Annotated in this window: 29 protein-coding genes; 5 read left to right on the forward strand and 24 right to left on the reverse strand. The window is 42.0% G+C overall.

Translation table 11 applies throughout. From position 1 onward, the window contains the following. Positions 1 to 52 precede the first annotated feature (52 nt). Positions 53 to 1,042, forward strand: coding sequence for a diaminopimelate dehydrogenase (locus tag PYW33_RS10070; RefSeq protein ID WP_004646483.1), 990 nt, complete (start codon positions 53 to 55; stop codon positions 1,040 to 1,042). 185 nt (positions 1,043 to 1,227) lie between these two features. Here the strand turns inward: PYW33_RS10070 and PYW33_RS10075 are convergent, their stop codons facing one another. The 5 genes from PYW33_RS10075 to glnA form a co-directional block, all read right to left on the reverse strand. Further along, entirely contained in the window at positions 1,228 to 1,491 is a 264-nt protein-coding gene (locus PYW33_RS10075; protein WP_004646482.1) for a hypothetical protein, read from the reverse strand. 136 nt (positions 1,492 to 1,627) lie between these two features. Continuing rightward, positions 1,628 to 2,506 (reverse strand): 4-hydroxybenzoate octaprenyltransferase, encoded by an 879-nt coding sequence (gene ubiA, locus PYW33_RS10080; RefSeq protein ID WP_004646481.1) that lies wholly within the window; start codon positions 2,504 to 2,506, stop codon positions 1,628 to 1,630. A 5-nt stretch (positions 2,507 to 2,511) separates the two neighbouring features. Then, positions 2,512 to 3,018, reverse strand: coding sequence for a chorismate--pyruvate lyase family protein (locus PYW33_RS10085; protein WP_004279643.1), 507 nt, complete (start codon positions 3,016 to 3,018; stop codon positions 2,512 to 2,514). Positions 3,019 to 3,020: 2 nt separating this feature from the next. Then, a complete protein-coding gene (locus tag PYW33_RS10090) occupies positions 3,021 to 3,296 on the reverse strand; it encodes a hypothetical protein (protein ID WP_004646480.1) in 276 nt (91 codons plus the stop codon). Positions 3,297 to 3,386: 90 nt separating this feature from the next. Further along, positions 3,387 to 4,802, reverse strand: coding sequence for a type I glutamate--ammonia ligase (gene glnA / locus PYW33_RS10095; protein WP_004279641.1), 1,416 nt, complete (start codon positions 4,800 to 4,802; stop codon positions 3,387 to 3,389). Between the two features lie 662 nt (positions 4,803 to 5,464). Between glnA and PYW33_RS10100 the strand changes: the two genes are divergently transcribed. From PYW33_RS10100 to PYW33_RS10110, 3 genes are all read left to right on the forward strand, one after another. After that, a complete protein-coding gene (locus PYW33_RS10100) occupies positions 5,465 to 5,860 on the forward strand; it encodes a transposase family protein (protein WP_004646478.1) in 396 nt (131 codons plus the stop codon). Continuing rightward, entirely contained in the window at positions 5,808 to 6,278 is a 471-nt protein-coding gene (locus tag PYW33_RS10105; protein WP_004646477.1) for an IS5/IS1182 family transposase, read from the forward strand. The genes PYW33_RS10100 and PYW33_RS10105 overlap by 53 nt, the downstream gene beginning before the upstream one ends. Positions 6,279 to 6,712: 434 nt before the next feature. After that, complete coding sequence (locus tag PYW33_RS10110; RefSeq protein ID WP_004646474.1) at positions 6,713 to 7,927, forward strand: tyrosine-type recombinase/integrase; 1,215 nt, start codon at positions 6,713 to 6,715, stop codon at positions 7,925 to 7,927. Between the two features lie 551 nt (positions 7,928 to 8,478). Here PYW33_RS10110 and PYW33_RS10120 read toward each other — a convergent pair. The 16 genes from PYW33_RS10120 to PYW33_RS10195 all read right to left on the reverse strand — a co-directional run bounded on the left by PYW33_RS10120 (position 8,479) and on the right by PYW33_RS10195 (position 24,104). Further along, complete coding sequence (locus tag PYW33_RS10120) at positions 8,479 to 8,853, reverse strand: hypothetical protein (RefSeq protein ID WP_004279637.1); 375 nt, start codon at positions 8,851 to 8,853, stop codon at positions 8,479 to 8,481. Beyond that, a complete protein-coding gene (locus tag PYW33_RS10125; RefSeq protein ID WP_004646472.1) occupies positions 8,850 to 9,425 on the reverse strand; it encodes a lysozyme in 576 nt (191 codons plus the stop codon). The genes PYW33_RS10120 and PYW33_RS10125 overlap by 4 nt, the downstream gene beginning before the upstream one ends. After that, positions 9,422 to 9,718 carry a hypothetical protein gene (locus tag PYW33_RS10130; RefSeq protein WP_004646471.1) on the reverse strand — a complete coding sequence of 99 codons (297 nt, stop codon included), beginning with the start codon at positions 9,716 to 9,718 and terminating at the stop codon, positions 9,422 to 9,424. The genes PYW33_RS10125 and PYW33_RS10130 overlap by 4 nt, the downstream gene beginning before the upstream one ends. Then, complete coding sequence (locus tag PYW33_RS10135; protein WP_004646469.1) at positions 9,699 to 10,025, reverse strand: hypothetical protein; 327 nt, start codon at positions 10,023 to 10,025, stop codon at positions 9,699 to 9,701. Before PYW33_RS10135 ends, PYW33_RS10130 begins: the two co-directional genes overlap by 20 nt. Positions 10,026 to 10,105: 80 nt before the next feature. Then, on the reverse strand, positions 10,106 to 10,339 hold the full coding sequence (locus PYW33_RS10140; RefSeq protein ID WP_080591861.1) for a hypothetical protein: 234 nt from the start codon (positions 10,337 to 10,339) through the stop codon (positions 10,106 to 10,108). Next, positions 10,320 to 12,419: a hypothetical protein gene (locus tag PYW33_RS10145; protein ID WP_004646468.1), complete on the reverse strand. Its 2,100-nt coding sequence runs from the start codon at positions 12,417 to 12,419 to the stop codon at positions 10,320 to 10,322. Before PYW33_RS10145 ends, PYW33_RS10140 begins: the two co-directional genes overlap by 20 nt. Before the next feature lie 18 nt (positions 12,420 to 12,437). Further along, a complete protein-coding gene (locus tag PYW33_RS10150) occupies positions 12,438 to 12,824 on the reverse strand; it encodes a hypothetical protein (RefSeq protein WP_004646467.1) in 387 nt (128 codons plus the stop codon). After that, positions 12,821 to 13,108 carry a hypothetical protein gene (locus PYW33_RS10155; protein ID WP_004646466.1) on the reverse strand — a complete coding sequence of 96 codons (288 nt, stop codon included), beginning with the start codon at positions 13,106 to 13,108 and terminating at the stop codon, positions 12,821 to 12,823. Before PYW33_RS10155 ends, PYW33_RS10150 begins: the two co-directional genes overlap by 4 nt. Further along, complete coding sequence (locus tag PYW33_RS10160; protein ID WP_004646465.1) at positions 13,109 to 14,386, reverse strand: hypothetical protein; 1,278 nt, start codon at positions 14,384 to 14,386, stop codon at positions 13,109 to 13,111. It lies immediately after the preceding gene. 51 nt (positions 14,387 to 14,437) lie between these two features. Next, on the reverse strand, positions 14,438 to 16,054 hold the full coding sequence (locus PYW33_RS10165; RefSeq protein WP_004646464.1) for a hypothetical protein: 1,617 nt from the start codon (positions 16,052 to 16,054) through the stop codon (positions 14,438 to 14,440). 9 nt (positions 16,055 to 16,063) lie between these two features. Beyond that, positions 16,064 to 18,025, reverse strand: coding sequence for a hypothetical protein (locus PYW33_RS10170; RefSeq protein WP_004646463.1), 1,962 nt, complete (start codon positions 18,023 to 18,025; stop codon positions 16,064 to 16,066). After that, positions 18,015 to 18,434: a hypothetical protein gene (locus tag PYW33_RS10175; protein ID WP_004646462.1), complete on the reverse strand. Its 420-nt coding sequence runs from the start codon at positions 18,432 to 18,434 to the stop codon at positions 18,015 to 18,017. The genes PYW33_RS10170 and PYW33_RS10175 overlap by 11 nt, the downstream gene beginning before the upstream one ends. Next, entirely contained in the window at positions 18,431 to 22,726 is a 4,296-nt protein-coding gene (locus PYW33_RS10180; protein ID WP_004646461.1) for a tape measure protein, read from the reverse strand. The genes PYW33_RS10175 and PYW33_RS10180 overlap by 4 nt, the downstream gene beginning before the upstream one ends. A gap of 78 nt (positions 22,727 to 22,804) precedes the next feature. Continuing rightward, positions 22,805 to 23,197 carry a DUF4124 domain-containing protein gene (locus PYW33_RS10185; protein ID WP_004646460.1) on the reverse strand — a complete coding sequence of 131 codons (393 nt, stop codon included), beginning with the start codon at positions 23,195 to 23,197 and terminating at the stop codon, positions 22,805 to 22,807. Positions 23,198 to 23,209: 12 nt separating this feature from the next. Continuing rightward, the gene (locus tag PYW33_RS10190) at positions 23,210 to 23,491 is read right to left on the reverse strand and encodes a hypothetical protein (protein WP_004646458.1); all 282 of its coding nucleotides are present in this window, start codon (positions 23,489 to 23,491) and stop codon (positions 23,210 to 23,212) included. A 52-nt stretch (positions 23,492 to 23,543) separates the two neighbouring features. Continuing rightward, positions 23,544 to 24,104, reverse strand: a complete 561-nt coding sequence (locus PYW33_RS10195) for a hypothetical protein (RefSeq protein ID WP_004646457.1) — start codon at positions 24,102 to 24,104, stop codon at positions 23,544 to 23,546. 275 nt (positions 24,105 to 24,379) lie between these two features. Here PYW33_RS10195 and PYW33_RS10200 point away from each other — a divergent pair, with 275 nt between their 5' ends. Further along, positions 24,380 to 24,550 carry a hypothetical protein gene (locus PYW33_RS10200; protein WP_004646456.1) on the forward strand — a complete coding sequence of 57 codons (171 nt, stop codon included), beginning with the start codon at positions 24,380 to 24,382 and terminating at the stop codon, positions 24,548 to 24,550. Between the two features lie 30 nt (positions 24,551 to 24,580). Here the strand turns inward: PYW33_RS10200 and PYW33_RS10205 are convergent, their stop codons facing one another. The 3 genes from PYW33_RS10205 to PYW33_RS10215 all read right to left on the reverse strand — a co-directional run bounded on the left by PYW33_RS10205 (position 24,581) and on the right by PYW33_RS10215 (position 26,300). Then, complete coding sequence (locus PYW33_RS10205) at positions 24,581 to 24,919, reverse strand: hypothetical protein (RefSeq protein WP_004646455.1); 339 nt, start codon at positions 24,917 to 24,919, stop codon at positions 24,581 to 24,583. A gap of 467 nt (positions 24,920 to 25,386) precedes the next feature. Beyond that, positions 25,387 to 26,127, reverse strand: coding sequence for a phage tail tube protein (locus PYW33_RS10210; RefSeq protein ID WP_004646454.1), 741 nt, complete (start codon positions 26,125 to 26,127; stop codon positions 25,387 to 25,389). Then, a complete protein-coding gene (locus tag PYW33_RS10215) occupies positions 26,127 to 26,300 on the reverse strand; it encodes a hypothetical protein (RefSeq protein ID WP_004646453.1) in 174 nt (57 codons plus the stop codon). Before PYW33_RS10215 ends, PYW33_RS10210 begins: the two co-directional genes overlap by 1 nt. Positions 26,301 to 26,303 lie beyond the last annotated feature (3 nt).

Raw genomic sequence — 26,303 nt, forward strand, 5'->3', positions numbered from 1 at the left:
CATCACCTTGCTTATTTTTGGCGTTGTTTTTTTATTCAGTGATCGTTTATTTATGCAAAATTCTATTCGTATTGGTATCGCGGGTTACGGTAATCTTGGCCGCGGTGTTGAATCTGCCATCCAGAAAAATCCTGATATGCAGCTTGTCGGTATTTTTACTCGCCGCTCACCAAGCAGCGTCTCTCCTTGCTTTGCAGAAACTCAAGTGTATAGCATGGATGCACTATTAAATGAGTTTAGCGATAAAATTGATGTGCTGATTCTTTGTGGCGGCTCTAAAGATGACTTGCCACAACAGGCGCCTATCTTTGCAAGTAAATTCAATACTGTAGATAGTTTTGATACGCATGCACGTATTCCGGAATACTATGCTGCAGTCGATGCACCCGCCCTTGCTAACAAAAAAACAGCCATGATTTCTATTGGCTGGGATCCTGGCATGTTCTCGATTAACCGTTTATTTGGTGAAGCGCTATTACCAGATGGCGAAACTTATACTTTTTGGGGTAAAGGCTTAAGTCAAGGCCATTCAGATGCGATCCGCCGTGTACCGGGTGTAAAAGCCGGTGTGCAATATACTATTCCATCCACTGATGCTATTGAACAAGTCCGCAGTGGCGCACGACCTGAGTTAAGCACCAAAGATAAACATCATCGTGACTGTTATGTGGTCTTGGAACAAGGAGCTGATGCAGCAACAGTTGAACAAACCATCGTCAGCATGCCTGATTATTTTGCAGATTATAATACGACTGTGAATTTTATCAGTGAGGAAACTTTACTGAAAGATCACGAAGATATGCCACATGGCGGTTTTGTCATTCGTAGTGGTAATACCAGTGATGCACAAAAACAGGTGATTGAGTTTTCTTTAAAGCTGAATAGCAATCCGGAGTTTACTGCAAGTGTTCTAGTGGCTTATGCCCGTGCCTGCTACCGCCTGAATCAAACTCAGCAATATGGTGCTAAAACAGCCCTAGATGTAGCACCCGCCCTACTTTCAATTAAATCTCCTGAGCAATTGCGCGAAGAATTGCTTTAAGATGATTTAAATATAGCCACCGATCGTATGATTGATGGCTATATTTTTCTGTTTTAGAGTTCGGATTGCTTAGTTACGAAATATCAAATATCTACAATCAAGTGAAATAGTTTTCGACAAACGATGAACTATCTACTACACAGACATTTGCAGTATTAGATAAGTGCAAAGGGATTTTAGATAGATTAAGGTACTGTTGCACTACTTTCAGACGCAGCTTGTGTTGAATTTGCGTTAGCATCCTGCTCTGCTTTGAGCTTTTCCGCAGCTTCTCGTGCTTCAATACGTGCAATCATATCTGCCTGCTGCTGCTTGTATTTTTCCTGATTTTTAGCATCACTATTCACTGCAAGAAATGCCATACTAATTAAAAATACCGGAATACAAAGTGCAAGCGTACCGAAGATCAATAACTTTTTGACACTGCGGGGCTGTGGCTGTTCGGACATAACAAACCTGCTTTAATTTCGTCATTTAATTACACTGCCCAATATAACAAAATAAAGTCATAGCTCAAGCCTTATAGATTAGGCAATAACAAAAGCATCCTTATAGGACGCTTTTTTCTCAGTCGATAGACAGTCACTACCTCAAAGCCAGTAGTATTCCTGCAAAAATAATCAGTCCAATCCAGCGGTTATGCCTAAACGCCCAAAAACACCATTGAGGATCCCGATCACGTGTTTTTATCCATTGGTAAATAAAATCAAGAGCAACAACAATTAATGCAGCCAGACCAAATGGAAGCAATAAATTTTCTAGCCACAATGCAGCACCTATCAATAAAATACTACTAGCCTGCAAAGCGCTAATGATCTGAATATCATGCCGACCAAATAAGATCGCGGTTGATTTCACCCCAATCTTTAAATCGTATTCACGATCTGCGATTGCATATTGCGTATCATAGGCTACAGTCCAAGCCAGATTGCCAAAATATAAAAGCCAGCAGGTTAAATCCGGCGTTTGCCCAACTGCGGTATAAGCCATCGGAATCGACCAGGAAAATGCTGCTCCCAGAAAGACTTGAGGCAAATGGGTATAGCGCTTCATAAAAGGATAAATAAACGCTAGAAACAAAGCCCCAAATGACCAGTAAAAAGTTTCGATTGGCAGAAAAAATAGCAAGCAGGCACTGGCAGCCACCAAAACCAGAAATACCATCACGGCCTCTTTGGCACTGATAATCCCGGTCGCTAATGGGCGGTTTTTAGTACGCTCCACATGTGCATCGACTTTACGGTCAGCAAAATCATTAATGGCACAGCCTGCCGCCCGCATAAAAATCACACCCAAAATCATGGGAATTAAAATTTCAATACGTGGCATGCCCTGAGCTGCAATCCACAGCGCCCACATGGTAGGCCAAAAAACCAGTTCAGTCCCAATCGGTTTATCAAAACGACAAAGATAATAATAGGCGCTAAGACGCTCACGCCAGGTGATTGCTTGTGCGGTTGCCATAAAAATCAAGCCCGTGAATTTTGTATAAAGTGTTCAAATGCCGGTAAAAATGTTTCTTGTACGATAAATTTACAGCCGTGCCAAGTATAGCAGCTCTGACGGGTCCAGCCCTCATCTAAAAGTACTACCCGGCGCTGGCACAGTGGATTAGTGCGCTGAAACAGAAACCAGCCAATCGGTTTGGTGCCAATATGCTGAAAAATTCGGGCTTTTTTTTGCAGGCTTAAAATCGGAAAGATGCTTTTGGCTTTCACCCAAGGAGACTGTTCCGAGCCGTAGAGATAACTTTCACGCACCCAGGAAGTATGCTGATGTGACATCTGCATCCATTTGGCATTGGCAAAGCTTAAACGCTGAAAATGCTCTTGAATTGGCTCGACATGGAATTGTCCTTGCGCCAAATCGGTCAGTTGTTGCGTGAGTGAACCCGATGCATACAGCCACGGTTTTAACTCAACAGGCAGAGTTGACAGCAACACACGCTGATTTTGATTTCTAGAACGACTATTCATTGTTAACAGTTATCTGTTTTTGCAATGATTTCATATTTGCCTTGTGGGGTTTTAATTAAAATAAAACCTTCAGCACTCAAATAAAATGATTCTGGATAAGCATAATTCATCGCCATTTCAGGATTTTTCAGCGCCACAAATTGAGCCTGCTTATAACCCTCGGGAGTCCGCCGCACTTCAAGATAAGTCACTTCAGAGAAATTCAGTTTGAAACCTTTGTCATGATCTTTTGGATCAATCCATGGATAAAAGCTGGTGTGCTTTTTACGTTGTGCCATTTAAGCCCATCAATCATTTAAAATTATAAATAGATGATACAAAAAAACCCGCGACATGCGCGGGTTTTCTTCGCTTTAATTCGTGATGAATTACAAGCTGTAGTACATATCAAATTCAACTGGGTGAGTAGTCGTGTTTAGACGACGAACTTCTTCAGTTTTAAGCTCGATATAAGCATCAAGCATTTCTTTCGTGAACACGCCACCTTTTAACAGGTAATCATGATCCGCTTGAAGTGCTTCAAGCGCCATATCCAGGCTATGCGCCACTGTAGGGATTTTTGCTTCTTCTTCCGGTGGAAGATCGTACAAGTTCTTGTCAGCAGCTTCACCTGGGTGGATCTTGTTTTGAATACCGTCAAGACCAGCCATCAACAATGCCGCGAAACCTAGGTACGGGTTCATCATTGGATCTGGAAAACGCGCTTCAATACGCTTGCCTTTCGGGCTAGACACGTAAGGAATACGGATAGATGCAGAACGGTTACGCGCTGAGTAAGCAAGCATAATCGGTGCTTCGAAATGTGGAACCAAACGCTTATACGAGTTTGTAGAAGGGTTAGTGATCGCATTCAAAGAACGGGCATGTTTAATTACACCACCGATGAAGTACAACGCCATTTCTGAAAGGCCTGCATATTCATCACCAGCAAACAGGTTTTTGCCGTCTTTAGAGATCGACATATGCACGTGCATACCAGAACCGTTATCGCCAACCATTGGTTTAGGCATAAAGGTTGCTGTTTTTGCATATTGATGCGCAACGTTCCAAACCGCATATTTGAACTGTTGAACTTCGTCTGCTTTACGCACCATAGTGTTGAAGCTCACACCAATTTCTAACTGGCAAGAAGCAACTTCGTGGTGATGTACTTCTACACGACCTGGACCCATGATGTCTTCGATACGCGCACACATGTCTGCACGCATGTCATGTGAAGAATCTACAGGAGGAACTGGGAAGTAACCGCCTTTTACGCGTGGACGGTGACCAGAGTTACCGCCTTCGTAGTCTTTGTTAGTTGACCAAGCAGCTTCTTCAGCGATCAATGTATGGCGCGCGCCAGACATGTCGATTTCCCATTTTACTTCGTCAAATACGAAGAATTCTGGTTCTGGACCAAAGAATGCAGTGTCACCGATACCGGTAGATTTCAAATATTCTTCTGCACGGCGCGCAATCGAACGTGGGTCACGATCATAACCTTGACCAGTTGATGGCTCGATTACGTCACAAGTTACAACAACTGTTGGCTCTGCAAAGAACGGGTCGATAAAACCTGTTGCCGCATCCGGACGTAAAATCATGTCCGATGCTTCGATGCCTTTCCAACCTGCAATTGAAGAACCGTCAAACATTTTGCCGTCTTCAAATGTATCTTCATCAATACTGTCTGCTGGGTAAGTGACGTGTTGCTCTTTACCCTTGGTATCAGTAAAGCGAAAATCGACCCATTTTGCGCCACTTTCTTGTATGAGTTGAAGGACCTTGTTCGCCATGCTCATTTTGCTCCGATGTTTTTGTTGCACCCGTGAAGTGCGTGTTAGCAGTTGATAGTTATTAAGCAATTACCGTACCAACTTTTAAAAGTATAGATAAAATATTGAAATCTTTATAAGAAATCATGAAGTGACAAAAATACTTTGCGGCTATTATACTAGCTGCAAAACTAAATGCACTATATTCAAGCATTCTTCATTTATTTTATTTCAGCTTTATTTTTTAGCGCACCTAAATAGTGCATGTATCTATAAAAATGTATAAGAAACATAGCTTTTTATAGCAAATATGCTGCTTTTTCTTACTTTTGTTATATTTTTACTTGTTTTTGGCTAAAAATTGAGCTTTTTTTAGTAGATATCAGTAAAGAAAATTTTGCGATTCATTTGGGATTGTATGCCTATTATGAGGCATTTTCTTCAAATCTACTTTCAATAGAAAAGTTTATATAAAGCTTAATTATTCAAGTGATGTTTTTTTCATCAAGCATTTTACCTCTCTTTGACCTTAATTTTTTCATTTTTAAGTTTTACTCTAAAAAATAGCCTTTTAAATCTTTCTATGAGTAAGCCTATTACTTTAGGCCTCTTTCATAAATCAAAAAACAAACAGTCTCTTGCTGATTATTTGTACCGAAGAATTTTAAATATTCATGCATAATCTGCGGATGAAATACATCGATTCAAAGAAGCTTTCTGAAACACAGTTTAAGCGATACACAGGCATCTCATGGTCAACCTTTGATTTAATGGTGGAACAACTGAAAATGCATGTTCCTGCTAAAGGTAGACCCACCAAATTAAGCATAGAAGATCAAATCCTTCTGTGCTTAAGTTATTGGCGTGAATATCGAACATTGTTCCATGTTGCAACTAGTTATGGTGTGTCAGAGCCGACTGCTTCAAGAATTGTCCGTCATGTAGAGGACTGCCTGATCAAGTCTAATCTATTTAATTTACCGAAGCATTTACCTAAGGGCGAAGGCATCGACTGGAACGTGGTGATTGTTGATGCCACAGAAATTCCAATACAAAGACCTAAAAAAACAGAAGAAAAGCTATAGTGGCAAAAAGAAGGCACATACTTTCAAAGTACAGGCCATCATTCATTATAGAACTCAACAAATTCTGAGTTTATGCACGAGTCGTGGTGCTGTACATGATTTCGCACTCTTCAAACGAAACTTGCATCAGATTCCGGCAGGTGCCTTTATCCTTGCAGATAAAGGCTATCAAGGGATTTACTCAGTGTATCCAAATAGCCTATTGCCATTAAAAGCAAAAAAGCGCTGTAAATTGAATCCTGAACTAAAAATCTATAATCAAGAAATCAACAAAAGAAGAATTGGGATTGAGCATGTATTTGGCAGTTTAAAAACCTTCAAAATCCTTGCTGAGCGATATCGTAATCGAGGAAAAAGACTGGGTTTAAGATTCAATTTAATTGCTGGAATCTACAATATGGAACTGAGTAAAAAATGACTTATGAAATAAGTCTTTTAAATCATTATAAAATTTTATTTAATTTTCTACAGGTTTTTAAAGCCAATAAATTGAGCGAAATTGTTGCGCCGAATGGGGCTATTTTTTGCTATGATGAAGAGTGCTTTATTTTCACACAATGAAATCAATGATTTAGTTGTGTCAGGCAAGTGCTTGCAACACGTATAAATAAAGTACGATCTGGACCACATTAGCACAGTTAAGTGCATTAATTTCAATAGGTTAAGCTCATGCTTTTAATGATCGAGAATTATCATAATAATTAAATACTGTAAAATGTTATTAAATCAAAATCCATATCTCTTTATTATCAAGCCTTTCCAGTTAAATACCATAAAATAGAATTAAATTGTATTAATCACTTTTGTGAGTAATATAGTGAGTAACAATATTTAATCTCTTGCGTTACTCACATGCTTAACGATACCAAGCTAAAAAAACTAAAACCAATGGAAAAAGCATACCGTATTGCTGATCAGGGTGGGCTGTGTATTGAGGTTCGTTCGACCGGGACAAAACTGTGGCGTGTGCGCTATCGTTATGCAGGAAAAGCCTCAATGATCAGTCTTGGTGAATATCCTATCGTAAGCTTAGCCGAGGCTCGTCAAAAGCAAGATGAAATCAAATCACTGCTTGCCAACAACATTGATCCAGCTGTGCATCGCCAACAAGAAAAGGCTGCCCTGCTTTGTGATGAAAACAGTTTTGAGGCAATCGCAAAGGAATATGCTGCGGATCGCCTAAAGGATAAATCACAAACTTATATCGACGCTTTTCATCGGGCAATGGAAAAGGATATCTACAAAGTCATCGGACATAAAAATATTAAAGATGTGACCTCTGCTGACGTTTTGAAGATCATGCAAAATACAGTAAAGCGCGTTAAGGGTCAGGATAACCGTGGCACTGGCGAAGTAACAGCAATTGAAAACAGAAAGAAGATTGGCTCTGTGATGAGGTATGCCATTGCGACACTAAGAGCTGAGAACGATCCGACATATGCGGTACGCGAAGTTATTGCACGACCTGATGTTGAGCATGCAAGACCATTAAGTTTAACTGAACGAAAGGTATTTAGAGCGCGAATCGATAGTTATGGCGGTGCTGAATCAACTGTTAATTCTATTTTATTTTTGTTCTATACCATGCTTCGCACAATTGAAGTGCGCCGACTTCAATGGTCATTTATTGATTTTGAGGAAAGGACTATTACTTTTGAAAAGCAGACGCGAGAACAGCTAAAAAAAGGTATGCGTCTAACCAAGAAAAATAGAACGCATGTGGTTCCAATGTCTGAGCAGGTTTATCAACTTCTGATTAAGCAAAAGAAACTTACTGGCCGCAAGAAGTATGTTTTTGAGGGGGTCTATAATGGCGGCATGATGCCGGCGACTACAATTAATAGAGCGCTACAGTACATCATGCAGAATGTCACAGCTCATGATTTTAGAGCCACAGCATCCACCCTGCTTAATGAGCTTGGTTATGATGAAAAGTGGATCGAAACCCAACTAGCCCATGCTGATGAAAATAAAACCCGTGCGTCGTATAACCATGCTAAATACTTATCAGATCGTAGAAAAATGATGCAGGACTGGGCTGATATTGTGGATGGATGGAGGGAGTAAATTGAAGTTAAGGTTTTTATATCAAAATTCCGACTAAGTTAAAGTCGATACCCTTAACTGTGAGCTTTATATTTATAGAAGAATTTAGAAATTTTTTAATAATGAGGAAATATAATGGAAAAGCCGCACATTTACTGCGATAGAAAAATTATTAAGTGTTCTGTTTGTGGAGCATGGGATGACTATAGTTTTAACGATACTCAGCACTTTTATCTTATTGCTGCTGCCGAAGGTAAGCAAACTCGTGGACTCTATTCTATAGAGAGTATTAGGTGTAAAGAGTGCAATAAAGTGGCTAGAAATAATCAAGACCCTTATTTTTATTATTGAGGAATTATTTATTAAAGTAAAAAATAAAGCCCTCATTTGAGGGCATTTATCTATTTTATTAGAATATTGTTCTCTAGTGAGTTATTCAGTCTTATTTAAGAACTTTCACAATAGCAGCATGACGCGCTTTGCAGTCGCTATATTTAGCTACTGTATCAATAGACCAGACCAAAACAACCTTACCCTGCCCTGATTCCAGTTTTTGCAAATCAGGGCAAGACTCAAGGAGGTTTACTGGCACCACTGGTGATAAGTGAGTTGAGTTGCTGCAGGCCATCATCATCAAAGCAATGGTTGAGATACACAGGACGATCAATGATCTTTTGCACTTCACGCGTAACTGTTTCGACTTGCACGTGCTGCTCTGATTTTGCTGCTTCATAATCCGCACTCATCTGGTTAATTTGATTTTGTTTATGGGTTAGAGCTTTGAGATGGTTTTGCTCTATTTTCTGAATTTTTATCGTGCACTGCTCACCAGCCTTGCGCAGCTTTCCGCTTAAGTGATTGGTGTAAGCAACTTGCCCTAGCCATAAAAAGAAAAAGACCGCAATTGCGATCCAGTGTTTATATTTCCATAATAGATTTAGAGTCATTTTAAAAATAACTCCATTTCAATTTTCCTGCGATTCACCAGACCTTGCAGGCGTTTGCCACGAGCATTTACCCATAAGCCAAATTGATCAGCTGCCGCCTTATAATTTTTCTCATTCAGCCTTTTGACCAAAGTGGATTCTTCAAATGCGGTAGGTCCAATGTTATAGGCCAATGAAACCAAGGCATCAAACTGATTCTGATTGATCGGAACATTGACTGCGCTATTGACGGTTTGCTCGAATTTTTTCAAGTCATGTTGCATGTAGCTTTTGGCTTGTTCCAGTGTGCAGGTATCCCCTTTTTTGACACGAATACCATTTAGGTATTTTGTGGTGCCATAACCAATGGTCCATACCCCCACGCCATCATCGTAGGCATTGAGCCGTAGGCTTTCAAAATTACGGATCAGATCAATACCACTTGGGCTGATGCTCATTTCATCCGTAGCGATACCCAGCATACTGGTGACATCATCGTAAGCAGTTGCAATCAGTTTGTCAGCAGCATCAACCTGTTTCTGGGTGAGTTTGCCGCCGCTAATCTTTCGCAAGAAATCAAAAATATGTTTCATGGGTTGTCACCATCTTTATCCGTATTAAAAAATTTAGGACGTGCACCACCCTTACCCCAAATATAGAGTTGTCGGGTAAATAGTGCGAATAAAATACTTACTGTAGTGTAAAAAAGGGTTCCGGCCGGACTTGGCGAATACTCATCTTTAACAAAAAGTGCGGCTCCAAAAAGGATCGACAACACCAATAGAAAATCGATGTGTTTTGGGAGCTGGATTTTTGGATGAAATGCCATGATTGCAAACGAAAATATAAACAATACCAATGCCGTCTTACTTATGATTAGCAGCATCTTCATTCTCCTTTTTGACTAAACCAAGAACTCTTGATCGAGCCAAACTCAGCAATGCTTCAGCTGTACTTTTACCAGCAGCGCCCAGAATGAATCCAAATAGTTCTGGGTAGTTACCGCTAGCAAGAAATAAACTTGCTGGTTTAGCAAAGACCACACATAAAATGAAGCCTGCAAAGAATCCTATCCAGCGATCCCGGGTGGGCTCCTTACTTAATAGAAAGCCAAAAGTTGCACCCAGCACACCTGTAAAAAGGATGTGTGAATGGTTCTTTATGCTTTCCAATACTTGACTAAGAAAGTCCATATACATCCCCTTTAGTCATACATACCCCTATTTTTTGGCAATAAAAAAGCACCTAAAAAGGTGCCGTTATTTGGTTAAATTTAGACTTCTATTTCTGAGTGCTGGCCAGTGGGTGCTGGCCTTAAAATTACCTGATTTGAGATGAATACTCGGACACCCAAGTTATAGGCTGTGCCGGATGTGCAAAGCACTGGACCGGATCCACCGTCGATCTGCACCCGGTATTCCGGATGCTTCACTGAAGTAATGGTGCCAATGTATTCAGCATGGGTTGGATTAAGCAATTTTCGCAATTCAAATAAGGGATTCGTCACGACTGATACGCTCCACAGTAATGGTTTCATTGACCTTTTCATGTGAAAAGCTGCCTGATACCGAATCAATCACACCCCACCACTGGCCACTAAATGCAATCGTTTTACCAGGTAGCATTTCGCCAATTTCCTGACTGACCGGAATATCAGAGAAAGTATGCAATTCCTGAATATTGGCTTTGACCAGTTCATTTTTGCCATAACTCGCACCCGATACCGCATTAAATAATGGCCCTGTGACCGCCTCTAACGGTATATCACCCGAAGTACCACGCTGCTGTACTTTCAGACTTTCACCGCTACGGCTATTCACCACAGTAATGGCATTAAAGTCAGCAATGTATTCATCGTTCTGCTTAATGTTCTGCTGCATCACCAGGCTTTCAGATAACAGAATGTCGTAATCATCCACCGTCAATGCATCCCAATAGCCTTTCTGATACCGGGGCAAGATAGTCAGCGTATTTCCTGCTTTCTGGCTATAGATAAAACCACCGCCTGCATCAACGACCTGTTTGATTGCATCAATTGGAGCAAGCTCGGCATAACTCAGGCTTTCAATCGGTACAATCCACCCCAGTTCATCAATCAGCTTCCAGTCCAAAGTCGTATTAGATTGAGCTCGATCAAGTTCAGCTTGCACCAGTTGAACAGAGGTGCGCTCATTGTCCTGAATAAATGAACGTGTCGGCCCGTATTTATCTGAGTTCAAGGCAGTGACACTTCGACCCGGGTAAGTGTAAAGAATACTGGCAAAACGTCGGGTTTCCTCTGGATCTTCAAGTAAGACATGATGCTCAAATCCATTGATCATAACTTTAAGAATCACGGGCTGCCCATCAATCGGCTGAAGCTTATCTTTTTCCGTGTGAGCAACAGTGATGGAATAGGTCCAGCACCATTGAGACCGACTGGTACTATAGGTACCATCCATGACCTTAATCTTCTCGCCGGTATCCAATCGTTCGGCTGTTAATGTATTCACGATATACCACCAATTCCTATTCGGCAGTGCTGGAATACAGTCATCTGCACCAAAATTTAAAACAACATCATGTGAATCAACGTCATGACAGAGACAGATAAAGTTTAAATCTGTACTACCCTGATATGGCTGAGGTTCAGGCCTTGGCCAAGGTAAAACCGGATGCTTGCGATAATGAATCGCTTTGGCTTTATTCCAAGGCAAATCTGACCTGGTGATAATCTCCAGGCTTTTATCCCACTCAAATGAAAAGCGGTGCTCAAATACCTGAGCCACGTCATGTGAATAAGTAAACGTCTTGCGCCTACGGATCATTTCTTGCCAGACAGTTTCTCGGTTATGACGCAGTTTGATGGTTTCTTCATGCAAATAGCGCTGATGAATAAAGCGTTTATCTCCCTCTTCCCAGATCATGTATGCATCAGAACTTAAACCGGTTGCTTGCTCATGAGTGGATCTAATCGCCCGGGTTAATGTTCCTGCCTGCTCATACCGGATATCTGCCTGATTGGAAATCACCAGGCCCTGATCATAAAAAAGAGCCTCATTCGAGACTCTTAATATTGGCTTAGACCATGGTATTTCTGTGGTACTTAAGGCTGCAATCGCTTTCTGGTACTGCAGCCCTAAACCTAAAGACACACCGACCAGATGATTGATATCGAATAACGCTTTAACCTCAAATTGAAATTCAGTATCTAAAACGGTATCAATTGTGCAAAGATTTTCACTGAATACAGCAACTACATCAAAACTAAAGCTGGTGTCTAAAACCGTATCAATCTGACCAATAACATCAGTATTTTCACTGAATACAGCAACTACATCAAAACTAAATTTAGTATCAAGTACCGTGTCTATGACTGCGGTATTTGCACCACTGTCTGCATAGACTGCTGTTATTTCAAATGAAAATCCGGTATCAAGTACTGTATCAATTACAGCCGTAACATCATCGCCAAAATTGAGATTGGTAGAGCCATCAGCCAAGTGCTCAAAATTCAGAATGATGCTATGGCTGTCAGTATTATCAGGCTTAAAGTTCAGGTTTAGGTTGTGAGCATCAACGGTGCCGAGCTTATTTTTAAAATCCACATGAGCACCCTTTTTAAATTAAGGTCTGAGTTTTATCGATTGGATAGATAAGGTACCACCCACGACCAGATTGGTATTCGCCAGAGCCATGTCGGTTCCCACAGCTAAATCTGCAGCTACTTCACCTGCGCCGTTGTAGATTCGTGCCCAGGTGGCGGTCCCGGTTTTAATGACGGTGGCTGTGTCGGTCGGATGAAGCTCTACATAGTTGGGTGTGGTTTCTTTAATACAAGGCTCCGGGAATGTGCATGTGACAAGTGCATTACTTGGGTTGGTTGTGGTTTCAGGTGTAGCTGGTTGTACACCCTCATAAAAAACAATCGTGGCGCTCAATGCGCCACTATCCATAAATACTGCTAAAGCTTGCGCCATAGCAAGCTTTGATTTAATTGAGGATCGACTCATTTTGCCACCACGTTCGCTTGAATAACAGCATTAAAGTCGCGTTCAGGATCAAAAGCAATAATTGTGTATTGTGTGTTTTTAGCACAGCCCGTGAAAGAATATCGCGCATCTCGATCTGAACGCACGGATCGCTGATAAACACCGTTTTGATCGCATAACACCACTTTTACATTTGATTTTACTACGCCCATTTTGCGAGTTTCGCCTGCCACACGTGTATAGCAGTTTAATAGGCCTGCTACTTGCGTGATGTTTGAGTAAACCGCATAACCGTTAATAAACATTTAAAGCCCTCCTAGGTAAAACGGCAAGCCAATTGTCTTGTTATACTGACCCCAACTCGGAATGACCTTGTCTTGTCGATAAAATACAGGGGTTGTGATAAACATTGCGTCATTTATAAGCTTAGTGTTGTTGTATGTTGTGCCAAAATCAGAATAAGGAATGTAAATATGTGGAATCTCGCCCTTTAGCTGACCACTAACTTGAATATAGTGTGGTGCTGTCACGTTGCCTGAAACACCTGCTGAAATATGTTTAGCAAAATATGTGTTTGCTGATACTGTTGCTCCAGTGTTTGATAGTGTGTAAATGTTTGTACAGTCTCGATAATTCCAAGACCCATCTTGCTCATAAGATCCACAAAATGGCATTGAATTTGCAATCATCGCTGAGTCATAGGTGGTACTAACAACCCCCTGGATAGCATTGCTTGCTAAAAAGTATGGGTATTGCACTGTATTATCGGTTGAATTGTATACACCAAAACCGTAAACACTTTGATTGTTTGGAGTGGTTTTTCCAAGCTGATCTTGCACTACTAAATAAAATGCATTTTCATCACCAACTATCATCCATTTTCGATTACCAGCACTTCCACCATCAGCAAAATTAAAGTTCGGCGACCCTGCTACTTTAAGCAGCCCACACCACAACCATTTTGACCAACATAGCGTTGCTGACGACCCTGAACCCGTTACAGTCCAGTTTTTTTCAGGATTGTCGGCATCGAAAGGTAATTGATACCGTGATGCTATATCATCGATACCTACGCAACTTGTCATAAGTGCAACACGTGCAAATTTGGCATATGTTGAAGTCCAGCCTGCTGGCAATGTTGCATCTACTCGTAAAAATGGTCGGTGTTCAGCATCTTTATTTGCGTTTCGATATACACCTTTGCCTGTTGCAGAAAATGTTTTTTCGTAGCCTAGCGGCGGCAGTCTAGCTTGCCCAACCGTTGTAATCGCGTTAATCGAATCAAGTCGATCAATTGCGATTTGTTGTGGCGATGGCACGCCAATGATGCGCCACTTTTTATTTAATTCAGCAGGCACGAAACCACTCAAACTCACAATCTGAAACATTTTAAGCTGATGCGGTGTAGTGAAGTTAATTAAAATCACCGAGCCGTCAATTACTACTGTATTAATAGCTGGTAAATTCAAACCATTTACTAACGCAGTGTCAAGAATTTCAATCAATGAGCCCCATGTGTTGGGTAGTGTTGGTGCATTTAAGTTTTCTTCGCAAATATATTGTACTTGAGTTTCAGCAACCATAATTTTTCCATAAAAAAAGACCGCATATAGCGGTCATATTTGATTTAAATTTTAAACAACGCGGTCAATATCACCACGTAGCATGATCTGGAATTGATCTGAAATGACAGATGGTTCGGATTGCTTCACAGTTCGAATCACCCAGACCGGGAAGTTTGCAGCCACTGTATTAAAACGCAAAACGTTGCCATTGGCCCAGCCACTGCCCCAGCCTTCTTTTTTAATGGTGAAGTAAGGCACACTGGTGACAGGGTTAATTGGCGCATAGTCTGCACTGATGGCACCCGTGCCAATCTGGCCAGAGTATTCACCGATACAGCGGAATGATTGCGTGTCGGTAAACTGGATATACCAGCGCTCCTGAATAGCACCCTTGTTTGTGATTTGAATCGGATACAATGCATCATTGTAATTGGCTGGAATTGTGGCACCCACAGGCTCATCAGCCCACGTACCATTCCATGAGCCTTGCACAAACTTGCGTGTGTAACGTGCCTGCATATCCCCAATAACCAAAGCAGAACCCACGATGGTATCCACCGCATCATAGTTATGGGTTAAAGGTTTGGTAAATGTCAGCTGACCGTTAATCTGTACGTCACGAATCAGGCCCATATCCTGATAACGGTATTTCATTGTCAGTGGTGCAACCAGATTACCCAGTACGAAGTCGCCGCCCAATGTCACACGGCCATAATCATAATCAACTGTGTACAAATCGAAAGCGACTTTCGTTCCGTGAGTATCCTCAAGTTCTGCCCATGAAATGCGCTGATCATTCAGATCATAGGTGGTTCCTGCAATCGCGCTTGGCAATTCCTGCGCCTTGCTTGAGCTGACAATACCAATACCACCAACTCGAAATATCGGCACTCGACCATCAATTGGTAATCGAGTAGCAGATAGGCCTAAAATTTCTGAATCAAGCGGAATGTAGGTATAAGCCACAGCGTTATAGCGTACCGATGAAGCATCCACCCAGACCGGGACATTGATATAAGCGTCTAAGCCTTCCTGATATTCCAGTAATGGGTCATACCAGTCATTCGCTTCAATGTCTGCTCGGTTGGTTTCGGTGATTTTGGTTTTGGTATAAAAGTAAATCGTGACAAAGCCATTATCCCAATTGACCTGACCATGTGCCCGGCTGGTTTCAATCACACCGTTTTCATCAGCAGTTAAAGTTAGCTGCCCAAATTCAATTGATGCTAAAACCACAGTTAATGATTGTGGTCGGATCGGCATGATTGGGGTTCTGAAACTGATTTTATTGACCGGTAACAGGTCGGTGGTAGTGGTCAAGGATTCTAGAGTAATCGTGTTATCGGCATTCGGAGTCCAGGAATCGATTTCAACAATCCCGGTGCCGTATTGAATGACACCTGACTGAACCCCGCTGTTATTGGCCGGATTCACATTGCGATACAGTAAGCCAGTACGGTCTAGGAAAGTATCAGCACCGACCTTAAAGCGCGCTGAACCTGTCAAAATCTGCTCATCAAAACCAGAAGATAAATCCAGCTTGAGCTTGTTTGCCGTCACTGTGTGGGTTGCTGAATTGGAGCCGGAGGTATCACGATATTTAACTTGAACATCAACAGTATTAAGGGCTTTTAGTTCAACCTGCTGACCCTGAATGTCTGATGTTTGTGGAGAATAAAAAGACATATTTCCTCGCTAGGCAGCCGCATAGGTAGCCATAGGTGTAAAGGTTTGCACAAATCTGCTTGCTGTACTCTTTGGTGTGACTTCAACTGCGCCAGTGGTATAGATAATGGTGCCTTGCACTTGACCGCGGCTATTCACCAGATTACCCATAGTTGCATTCACCGGCACATCTGTCAGAGTTACAGACCCTGTAATCCCATCACTGCTTTGAAGTGGAATTTTTAACTCAACACTATTTGGTTGAATTGCTGGTCCTGTACCAATGGTAAAGGTCAGCTTTTGATTTGCAGGCGTAACATCCATCTTGGTTTGTTCAAGTGAGGATCCATAGTTATAGATCACCGAAAAAATTGTGCCTTTCTGTGGCAGCTTGTTTGGAATAATCTTGCCGGTACCGGTTGCATAGTTAATTTCACCTGTAGCATCACCAGTAAACTTACCCTGAGCATTGGATGTTGCCGTTTTGGCCTCACCTTCAAGCATCCAGTTAATGGTGATGCCCGGTAATACACCCGGCCGACCTAAATCAAAATCAAAGGCAGCTTTTTCTACACTTAAATTTGATCGTACGAAGGTGATAATCGGTGTGCCCCAGTTCAGCAGGATCGGTGTATCCACATCAGGCAAAGCACCGGTAGTGAGTAACCATGATCCAGTTTCATAGTTGATCATGCCTGAACCAAAAGACGAACTTGAAGCTTTTAATTGGCCCGATCCATCATCTTTAAGTTCATAGAACTTGCCCTGTGACATATATGAAATCGAAAGTGCACCTGGGGCCGGAATCGGAATTAAAACTCCAGTCCAGTTGGTGCTCTGGTTATTCTGAGTCACTGGAATTGCATGGCTTTGGTAATACTGATTCGGTGCAGCGGCTGGCTTGAACGTAATACTCAAATTTGCAGTACCGGCTGGTGCTGCTGCAGTCCATTGGATTAAGCCGCGCTGATAATCAATCGTACCGACTTGCGTGCCTTGGGTATTCTTTAATAATCCACCCTGATCGGTAATCTGCTGGCCTTGTAATGTGAAAGCTACACTTGATGGAATAACCGCAGAGCCGATATACAGGTTTTGGCTGACACCAATCACCATATTTGGATAATTAACAGTAATGGTGCCTTCATTGCCTGCGACCAGCACCACACTTTCACCGGCAGCGTTCACATCAATGATCGGGGTTTCAGTCTGGGCAGATGGGATGAGTTGAGCAAAGATACTTTTGGCATTTACCGTGAATTCACCCACATTGGCTTCAGAAGCCAACGCAGTCGATGAGTAATACAGACCAGTATCCGCAACAATGGTATCGCGGATGATGGTTTTGGATTTTTCACCGTTGTACCACTGACGCGCTGATAATCCGACAAAGTCAACCTCAAGAGCATCATTCAAGGAATACGTGGCAACCTTGTATTCAACATTTTTACCATTGATGACCATGATTGCAGTACGGGTTTCAACCTTGGTAATACGCACATACTGCTCACGCTCTAAGGCCTTACCTTCATCACTAATCAGAACAATCGTGTCACCTACTGACGACTCAGTTTCTTGCGGAAACATGGCCACTTGCAGTGATGACATGCCCTGCCAATGGGTATCCAGTGGGGTGCCGGCAATCTGACCGCCTTTGGCTAAATAGTTTTCCACCCGGTTTTGAGCAGACTGGCGTTCATCCGTCCAGTTCTTGGTACTAAATAGCAGTGCTGATACGTTTGGATCCGCAGGCAGTTCAGATACAAAGACTGTTGCACCCATCAATAGATCAGTGTCTTCAGTCGTGACCGCTGGAAAGACCTTGCGCATGGATACATCGCCCATAGTGCGATCCATCTCAGACACATCATTAAACAGGTTATTACTGATGCCATCCTGAACCACAACACCGGAATACTTACCACCGCCATCAGAGTTATCAGTCAAGCGTTCAGACTTGTAGATCACTAAATCCTTGGTTTCAATCGCCATCGTTCAACTCCGTAAAGCGCAAGGTCACATTAAAATAATCATCCAGTGATACTGCTGGAATTCCTTTCACCGGTGCGGCCTCTAAGGCCCCATCCTGGTGGTTAAATTTGACGGTGAATTGCCGGCTATCATGTGGTTGCTCAAACTGCAGTCTGAAATTTTCATCTTGCAGTTTTGACCACTCCAAAACAGTCCGCAGTTCACGCAACCTGATCCAACCCATCTGTGGATCTGCCGGTTGCAAGGTAATTGGTCGACCCGACTTCTTTTTGCCCTCCTGGATGACTAGAGAGCCATCCATGGCATAAGCCTGACTCTGCTCAATAGCCTTCCATGAGAATTCATCAGGCCATAAAAAACCGTCCTCTAATGGGACGGTTTCGGATGTTGCTAAGCGAATGAGTTTCATGTTGATTTCGCTATACCTTTTAATTGGTTTACCAGACTGGTCATCACATCCTTTTGGCTTGCATCGCCTGTAAGGGATAGGGTTTGACCTCCGAATTGAATGTTGTAATTCACACTATCACCACCCTTGCCATAGTCTTTAGTTGATGGCACAGAAGGAATGGACGGCGCGTAGTCATTCAGGCTGCTGGAACCTGTAGAGGCTACATTAATAGATCGAAGCAATTCATTGATCTTGTTAGTACCATGTTGCGTAGTAATTCCCTTAGCCGCTGCATCGTCATACATCTGTCTCATGAGCGTATCTAGACCACCTACACCGCTATTGCCATAACTGGCCATCTTGGCATCACGATCCGCCTCCATGGCTTGTGACCAGATATTACCAGCAAGTTTTTTGGCATCTTTATCGTCATAACCTTGAGATTTCAGCATAGAGATAACATCATTCTTGTTATAAGAATCATAGTTATCCAAACTGCCAAGCGATTTGCTTTGCTGCTTCATGGCCTTATCAAATTCGCCTTTGGCCTTAGTCACTGCATCAGCCCAAGCTTCAGCAGATGTTTTGGCTTCCTCGCGTGCCACTTGACCGGCATGACGGAAGCCATCACCGATACCACGCGCAGAGTCTCTGACACGGTGATTCGCTTTTTCCCATTCATCCATGGATTTGACGGCGGCAACACCTGTGTCATCAATTTGAATCTCAAGATTTCGCCCTGCATTAGCGGCATTAGTTGCAGCAATGACACCAGCATCACCAGATGCAGCAGCAGACTGAGCAGCTTTTTCATAAGCCTTTTGAACACCTTCAGCAGTTGCCTTACCGCTATCCCGGATCGTGATGTAATCCATCAAAGCCTGTTGAGCTGAAAGCTTTAGGTTTTCCTTAGTCTCAATACCAAGACGCCTGAAAGCTTCTGTGACAGGGTCAATATCATCTGGTAGTCCTTGAGCCTGCATTTTGATAGCAATTAAGCCTTGCTCAACCTGAGATGTTGAAATCTGACCTTGAGTACCAAATTCCTGAAGCTTGGCTTTTGCATAGTCGATTTCAGCTTGGCTTTTCGCTGTTTCCAGCCATTTAAGCCAGGCCTGATATGTCACATCACCAGCTTGCTTACCCTCAACGCCTAGCTCCTCAAGGCCATTTGTAAAGTTATCCAGCTGACCTTCTGTTTCTTTGAATTTTGAAGAAACTCGGTTGAGCGAGATATCTAAATCAATACCAAGTGCAGCAGCAGCTTTACGGGCTTGGTCTGTCGCATTAACTTGACCATCTGTGGCGATAGCCGCATCTTGCATCGCTTTAACAACAACTTTACCAGTGCTATCGAATTCACCTTGTAAGCCCTGAGCAGCCAGCTGTGCATTCAAAACTTTCAACTGTGCCATGCCAGCAGCATCAGCTGACTGAATCATTGCATTTGCAACAATCTGTGCAGCCTGAATTTTAGCATCTGTGATTTTCTGACTTTCAGCCTGATATGCTTTTTCCTTGACATCTAATTCAGCTAGACCTTTTACGGCCTGATCAATTGCTGCCTGATTACCAGTCTTACGCGCCTCATAAAGTTGCTGCTCTAGTTGAACACGCTCATCACTGATAGCCATGTAATCAGCCTTATGCTTCTCCTCTTGAATCCTTAATTCATCCAGAGTTTTTCGGCTGTCAGTAATACGCTCCTCATTTGCTTCGTTTTCTGTTTGACGTATGTCCTTGATTGCCTCTTGAGTGGCAGACTTGCTTTCAAGTGCAAGCCTATTGGCTTCCCGTCCATTCTTTTCGGCCTGTCTGAACAGTGCATCTGAAGCGTTCTGAGCTTGAGTAGCAAGGTTGTCAAAACCCAGAAAATCCAATACCGCAGCATTTAATGAGTAAATACCACCAGCGATAAACTGAATACCTGCAAGTAGTAATTTAAGCCCAATATTTAGTCCTGTAGCAGCATCAGAAACAACACCCAGTGCAACCTTAAAGACATTGAACAGGGTGGTTAATCCACTAACCTCTTCCTTGCCACCCATAATTGCGTTAAATAGCGGGGCGATTGCATCCAAGGTAGATGTGAAAGCACTCCAAGCGGTTTCAGCGATTCCAGCCATACTGGATATGACATTTTTAATCGTGTCGTAGACAGCAGATAAAGTACTTCTAATTGCCTCAATTGTAGATGGATCAATCTCAGATAATTTATCCTGAAACCACCCAACACCTTCAGCCACATCATCAAAGAATACTTTTAAAATTCCAAGATTATCAGCGATGATTAACAGGGCATTCGCTACGGCGGCACTTGACCCATTAGCTTGATCCATCTCACCAATCAGGATTTGCCATTGTGTTGCTATTCTGGCTAAGGCATTGCCGATAGTGGTTGGGAACCTAGCATAATCAGCTTCAATTGCTGCTGATTGGTTTTGTAGGGCTTTAATAACTTTCTCGGCTGACAGTTCGCCGTTTTCAGCCATCTTGCGGAGTTCACCGGTAGTTACGCCAAGTGACTGGGCTAGTGCTTTAGAGATGCCAGGAGCCTGCTCCATGATGGAGTTAAATTCATCACCACGTAAAACGCCTGATTGCAGCGCCTGTGTCAGCTGAACAATTGCTGCTTCGCTTGCTTGAGCAGATCCGCCGCCGGTCTGAATAGCCATATTAATGGTTTTAACCAGATCCAGACTTTGCTGCTGGGTCATCCCCATCTGTTTGCCCACATCATTCACTTTCGTGAATAAGCCCGCAGTAGCATCAAGGCTTGAATTAGTCATCAATGCGACTTGGTGCACACCAGCCATTGCTTGCTGGAAGTTACCACCATCACTGGTTGCGATATTAATTCGAGCTGAAAGGTTGGTGTAAGAGTCTGCTGCCTGAGCAAGCTCTCGAAGCCCTAAACCAACGCCAATTGTAGCTAATGCCCCCACCAGTGCAGTTACAGCAAACTTAGCCCCATCCATGCCTTTAGAGAGGGTAGAAACTCCGGAATTTGCCTTTTGAGCAGCTGGCTCAACACCATTCAGTTCACTTTTAAGCTTTTCGATTTGCTGTTCGGTGATCTTGGTTACACGCTCTACTTCTTCAGCCGGCAATTTGCTATTAGCTTTAAAATCCTCCAGCTTCTTTGTAAGAGCTGCAATAGCATCATCTACTACTGTAGGCGGCTTGATACCTAGTGCATCATAAATCGCATGGCCAGCTTGCTTAGCACTACCGGATGCCTTATCTGTACTGGTAGTGACATTCTGCATTGCAGTAGTGGCTTTTACATTAAATTCTGAAAAAGCTGATTTGGTTAGATCTACTGCTTGCTCGAGGCCTTTGACCTTGTCACCAGCTGCCTTAATCTCATTAAGTGTTACAGCTTCACTGCTTTTTTCTAATGCTGAAAATGCATTTCTTGCTGTCAGTAATTCACGCTCTAAGGCATTAATACTATTGGTGCCAATACTGCCAATACGCTCAATTTCTTTGGTGCTAAGACTTGCGCCGTCACCCATACTTTCAATTGCACGGGTAGCAGTCTGTGCTTCACCTACTACCCCGGTTAGATCTACGGCGCTAAAACGTTGTACCTGGTTAATAGCTGATTGAGTAGCACCATCCACGCCCTTCATGGCATTGATCGCTACACCTTGATAATAATTGAAGGCACTGGAGGCTTCATTGATGGCGTCTTGAATACTCAGAACACGCTGTTTGGCAATTTCAATATCTTGCAGAGTACCATCAGTGCTTTGCAGTCGAACCAGTTCTGCCTGAGCAGCTTTAAGAGCTAAATTCAGCTCATTAAGGCCCTGTTCACCAGCACTCGACATTGCACGGAGTTCACCAGCGCTGATAGTCGACTTATCGCCCAGAGATTCAATTTCTTTTGCAGCAGAGAAGAACTTATTACCCAGCATTTCTGCAAGTTGAACAGCATCACCAGGAATGGCACCACCGATTTCAAAGCCGGCCTTATTAGCCTTGTTAGCTGTGTCTTGAAGCTCATTACCTAAACCGTCAATCTTGCCAGCTGTCTGAACAGCTTGACCCTGCAGCTCGCCAGCAGCTTGAGATACCTCACCTAGCTTGCCTTTAGCCTGATCAGCCTTCTTTTGAAGATCATCAGGAACAATTTTACCAACCTCTTTTCCTGTTTCTACGGAGGCCGCTTTAAGTCCATCCGCTTCCTTTTTCAAAAGAGAAATGAATGACTCCCAATTATCTTTAGATGCTTTGGTGCCAGCATCAAAGCCCTTGGTGTCAGCATCCATGACTAATTTGAATGTTAAATTTTTACCAGACATACTGACCTCAAATTTTAGGCAATAAAAAACCCGCAGTGGCGGGTGAAATTAGGTATTAAAAAACCACCCGAAGGTGGCTTAGTTGGAAACTGAAGTTATCTTTCCATTTGTAAAGTGTAAGTACTTTGAGCCTGAATATGGTGTTCTATATATCCACTGCTCAAATACATTATTTGTCGTAGTGGTTGTGTTGATCTTATCCGGATAACCCCACGTTGATTTTTCAGCTTCAGCTTTAGTCATTCCAACACGTGGCTCTTTTCGAGCAGCCCATTCCGCTTTCTCTTTTTCTGCTGTAGCCTGTTGCCCCTTGATCTTAGCTTGAGCTTGCTGAACTTGATTATGCGACTCTTTTCCTGCACAAGGTTTCCCCTGATAGACCGTTTTTCCGTTTACAGTACAAGTGTAAACTTGAGAAGCGAAAGAGTTTTGAACTAAGAGACCCAGTATAATACCTATAAAATAATTCATCTGTTGCCTCGCTTAAAGATTACGCCAAAGAATTTTCACAATTCTATCTCGACATAAAATGACGGTATATTCCTGTAAATCTACCTGTTTTACATATTCGGTAGCTGCACAGTAAAGTCGCCCATCTTCTAGAACGTAAAATCTTGGTTTACTTACTTCAAGTTTATCCTTAAGCGCCTGATGGCTATCCCCGATCTTTACTAGATCCCCAGATGGTGTACGGATGCTAGTGGTTGTTTTATCTGCATACGCGAACCCCGACACCAAACATAAAGCTAATAATAATTTTTTCACACTAACCCCCTAAATAGTTATTTACGCATCATAACTTTAGGGTGCTACTTGATCAATCAGAAACCATTTCTTTCTTGAATGATTCAAAGCCTTTTTTATCGGATTGAGCTACACGTCCAGCAATAGCGTTATTGAAGATCCGCTGCTTATACAGCTTATTTGCTGCTTTGATATAGCCTTGAAATGCACCGTAGGTCATTTGCATGATCTCGCTATGCTGATGGCCCATTGATACCAGAAACTGGAATGAATCAAACCAGGTAGAGTCATCTTTCTTTTTGATCCCACGCTTTGGCTTTTCATATTTAAAGTAAGCCTGATTGACCAAGAGTATTGCTTTCAATAAGCCCTTAAACCCCTGTTCATCTACGGCGAACTTTACCAGTGATTCTTGGTTTAAATCTGTCACACATGCCATTGTTGAAATGACTTGTACAGCATGGGCTTTGAGTAGATCTGTCAAAATCTCATCTGAATGATTCTGGTCTTTGATAAAGTTCTTTAATACTTCAGCATGCATTGCCCAGGTGTCAAAGTCTTTCATCTGGATCTGACGCACTTCAATGTCATTAACTTTGATACTGCGATTCGTTGCTAGGAAAAAATCATTCATGACGGGTCTCGAGTTAAAGTTTAGGCATTAAAAAAGCACCTTCGGGTGCTTTCTATTAAAGATTTAGTCTAGGACTCGTCTATGTTGTGAAAATTACTAACATTTCGTTAATCAAATCTACAAAATAATTTCATCAGAAAAGCATTCTTACGCAAAACTAGATCCTTCTAACTCTAGCCTTGAATATCTTACATATCCCGACATAGCTGCTACATCCACGATTTAAATCATTCTCTACACTGAAATTAAGTCTTAGAAACGTAGAGGAAATTCAAATGAAAAAGTATTCGAAAATTCTAATCTTAGGTTTAATGGGATTTACTGGTACCGTAGCTATCGCAGCTGACTCGATTCCAATAGAAGCCACTGCTGCAGCTGAAGCACAACAGGTTGCTTTAGAATATGCAGATGGTAAGGACCAAAAATCCGAGTCATCTGGTGAATAAAAGAAAGCCCTTAATTAAAGGGCTTTTTAATTACTTCCAGCTTGGCGTACAAGCACTCTTCCATGACAACTCAAATTGCTTTTGATCCGTCTGATTTTCTACAAGCACTATATTTTTTTCAATCACAACAAAGCGTTGGAAAGCAGTGTATTTGTTATCTTTGTCCCTATAGCTTACCTCTCCACACTCTCCTATTTGATTGCGGAACTTAGCTGAATCAGGATTGGGAATGAATTCTTTTGTAGCTTCTTTTGCAAATTCAAGCTGTTCCTTTTTGCTTGTTTCTAAATCAAGATGCTGACCACTAGATTCCTTGTGTCCACACCCAGCTAAAATCACAATAAAAAAGAATAAGCTTAAATTTTTCATAATATCCCCATGTATTAAGGGCGACACTTTACATTAATTTTCAATCTTATCTAAAGCCTAGGGAGAGTGGATTTGTAAAGTTATGTTTTACTATTTTAAGTCTTTTTAAAATTGACCCTATATATCCAGGTGAAACTTCCACTTATCAAAAAACCGCCCCAAAGGCGGTTCTTAGCTTACTAACTTACTGACATACAAGATAAATAAAAGTAGAAATAATTATTACGGCTAGGATGGAGACAAATATTTCTATTTTAGTCATAGCAGTTTTATTCTTAACATGAACTGAATATCTTTTATATCCCCATCAGATGAAAATTAGAATAACAAAAGATTACATAATCTTTATTTTTTACTATTTATTAAGTTTCATCTTAAATGTTTTAAGACTTATTACTATAAGGCAGGCACAAAAAAAGACGCATAGCGCCGCGGAGTTCTTTGTGCCTGCTTGGGTTTAGCCTTATTTAAGATGAAACTTTAAAACGATCAATACAGCCAAACGGTCCAGCTTGAGGATCACTTGCTTTTGAAGAGTCTGCTAGGCATTCACCTTCTACATCAAATGAAGCAAAGTCTTCATTAATCAAATCAAACTCTGTTTCTGGCGAAAACTGTACTCGCCATAATTCAACGGAAAGCTTGTCGCCCGAATATGTATCAACGCCTTTAAATAGCAGCGCATATTCTCGGCCCATATGAGTGGCTAAAGCTGTGCGCTCTACGATACCAGCACTTCCTGACCATGAAACAGGTTCAGCAGGTGCTTCATTGAATTCAACCGTCCCAAATACTGAGTCAAGTGTGTACGTAGAAGCTTCAATCGTAGTACTACCAGATTTAAAGGTGACTTCACTTAAGTTTCGATGACCTAAATTGATCATTTCGCCTGCACGCACTGTACCAAGTGACTGACTAGCAATTGGAGTAACCGTAGTAGTAAGTGTTTCTCCACTAAAAATAATATCCTTATTTTGCTTTTTCACTTCTTCCAGTGTTCCACTCAACGTAACACCTGTCGCTTTACGCAAAATAGCATCCTTTGCTCGGGTGCCATCCTTTGCAGTGTAATGATCCGTAGTTTCAGAAGAAATTGCAATTTGCATACTAGGGGTATTGCCCATTGTTAAATATGGGCCTGCAACATCATTTGTGATTAAAGCTGCGAAAAACTCACCTTGAAGTGAGATTAAATCTGGTTTAGCCATTATTTTTCATCCCCTGTGGTTTTCTTGGCTGGAGCAGCAGTTTTTACTTCAGGTACTTCCTGAATGATGCCATCTGCAGCTAATTTTTTAATCTGAGCATCACTTAGCCCACCGACTACATCGCCCTTTTTGAAGCGACCGACAGGCTGAGTTGCCTTGTATTGTTTCGCCATGAT

The organism is Acinetobacter lwoffii (assembly GCF_029024105.1).
Lineage (GTDB): Bacteria > Pseudomonadota > Gammaproteobacteria > Pseudomonadales > Moraxellaceae > Acinetobacter > Acinetobacter lwoffii.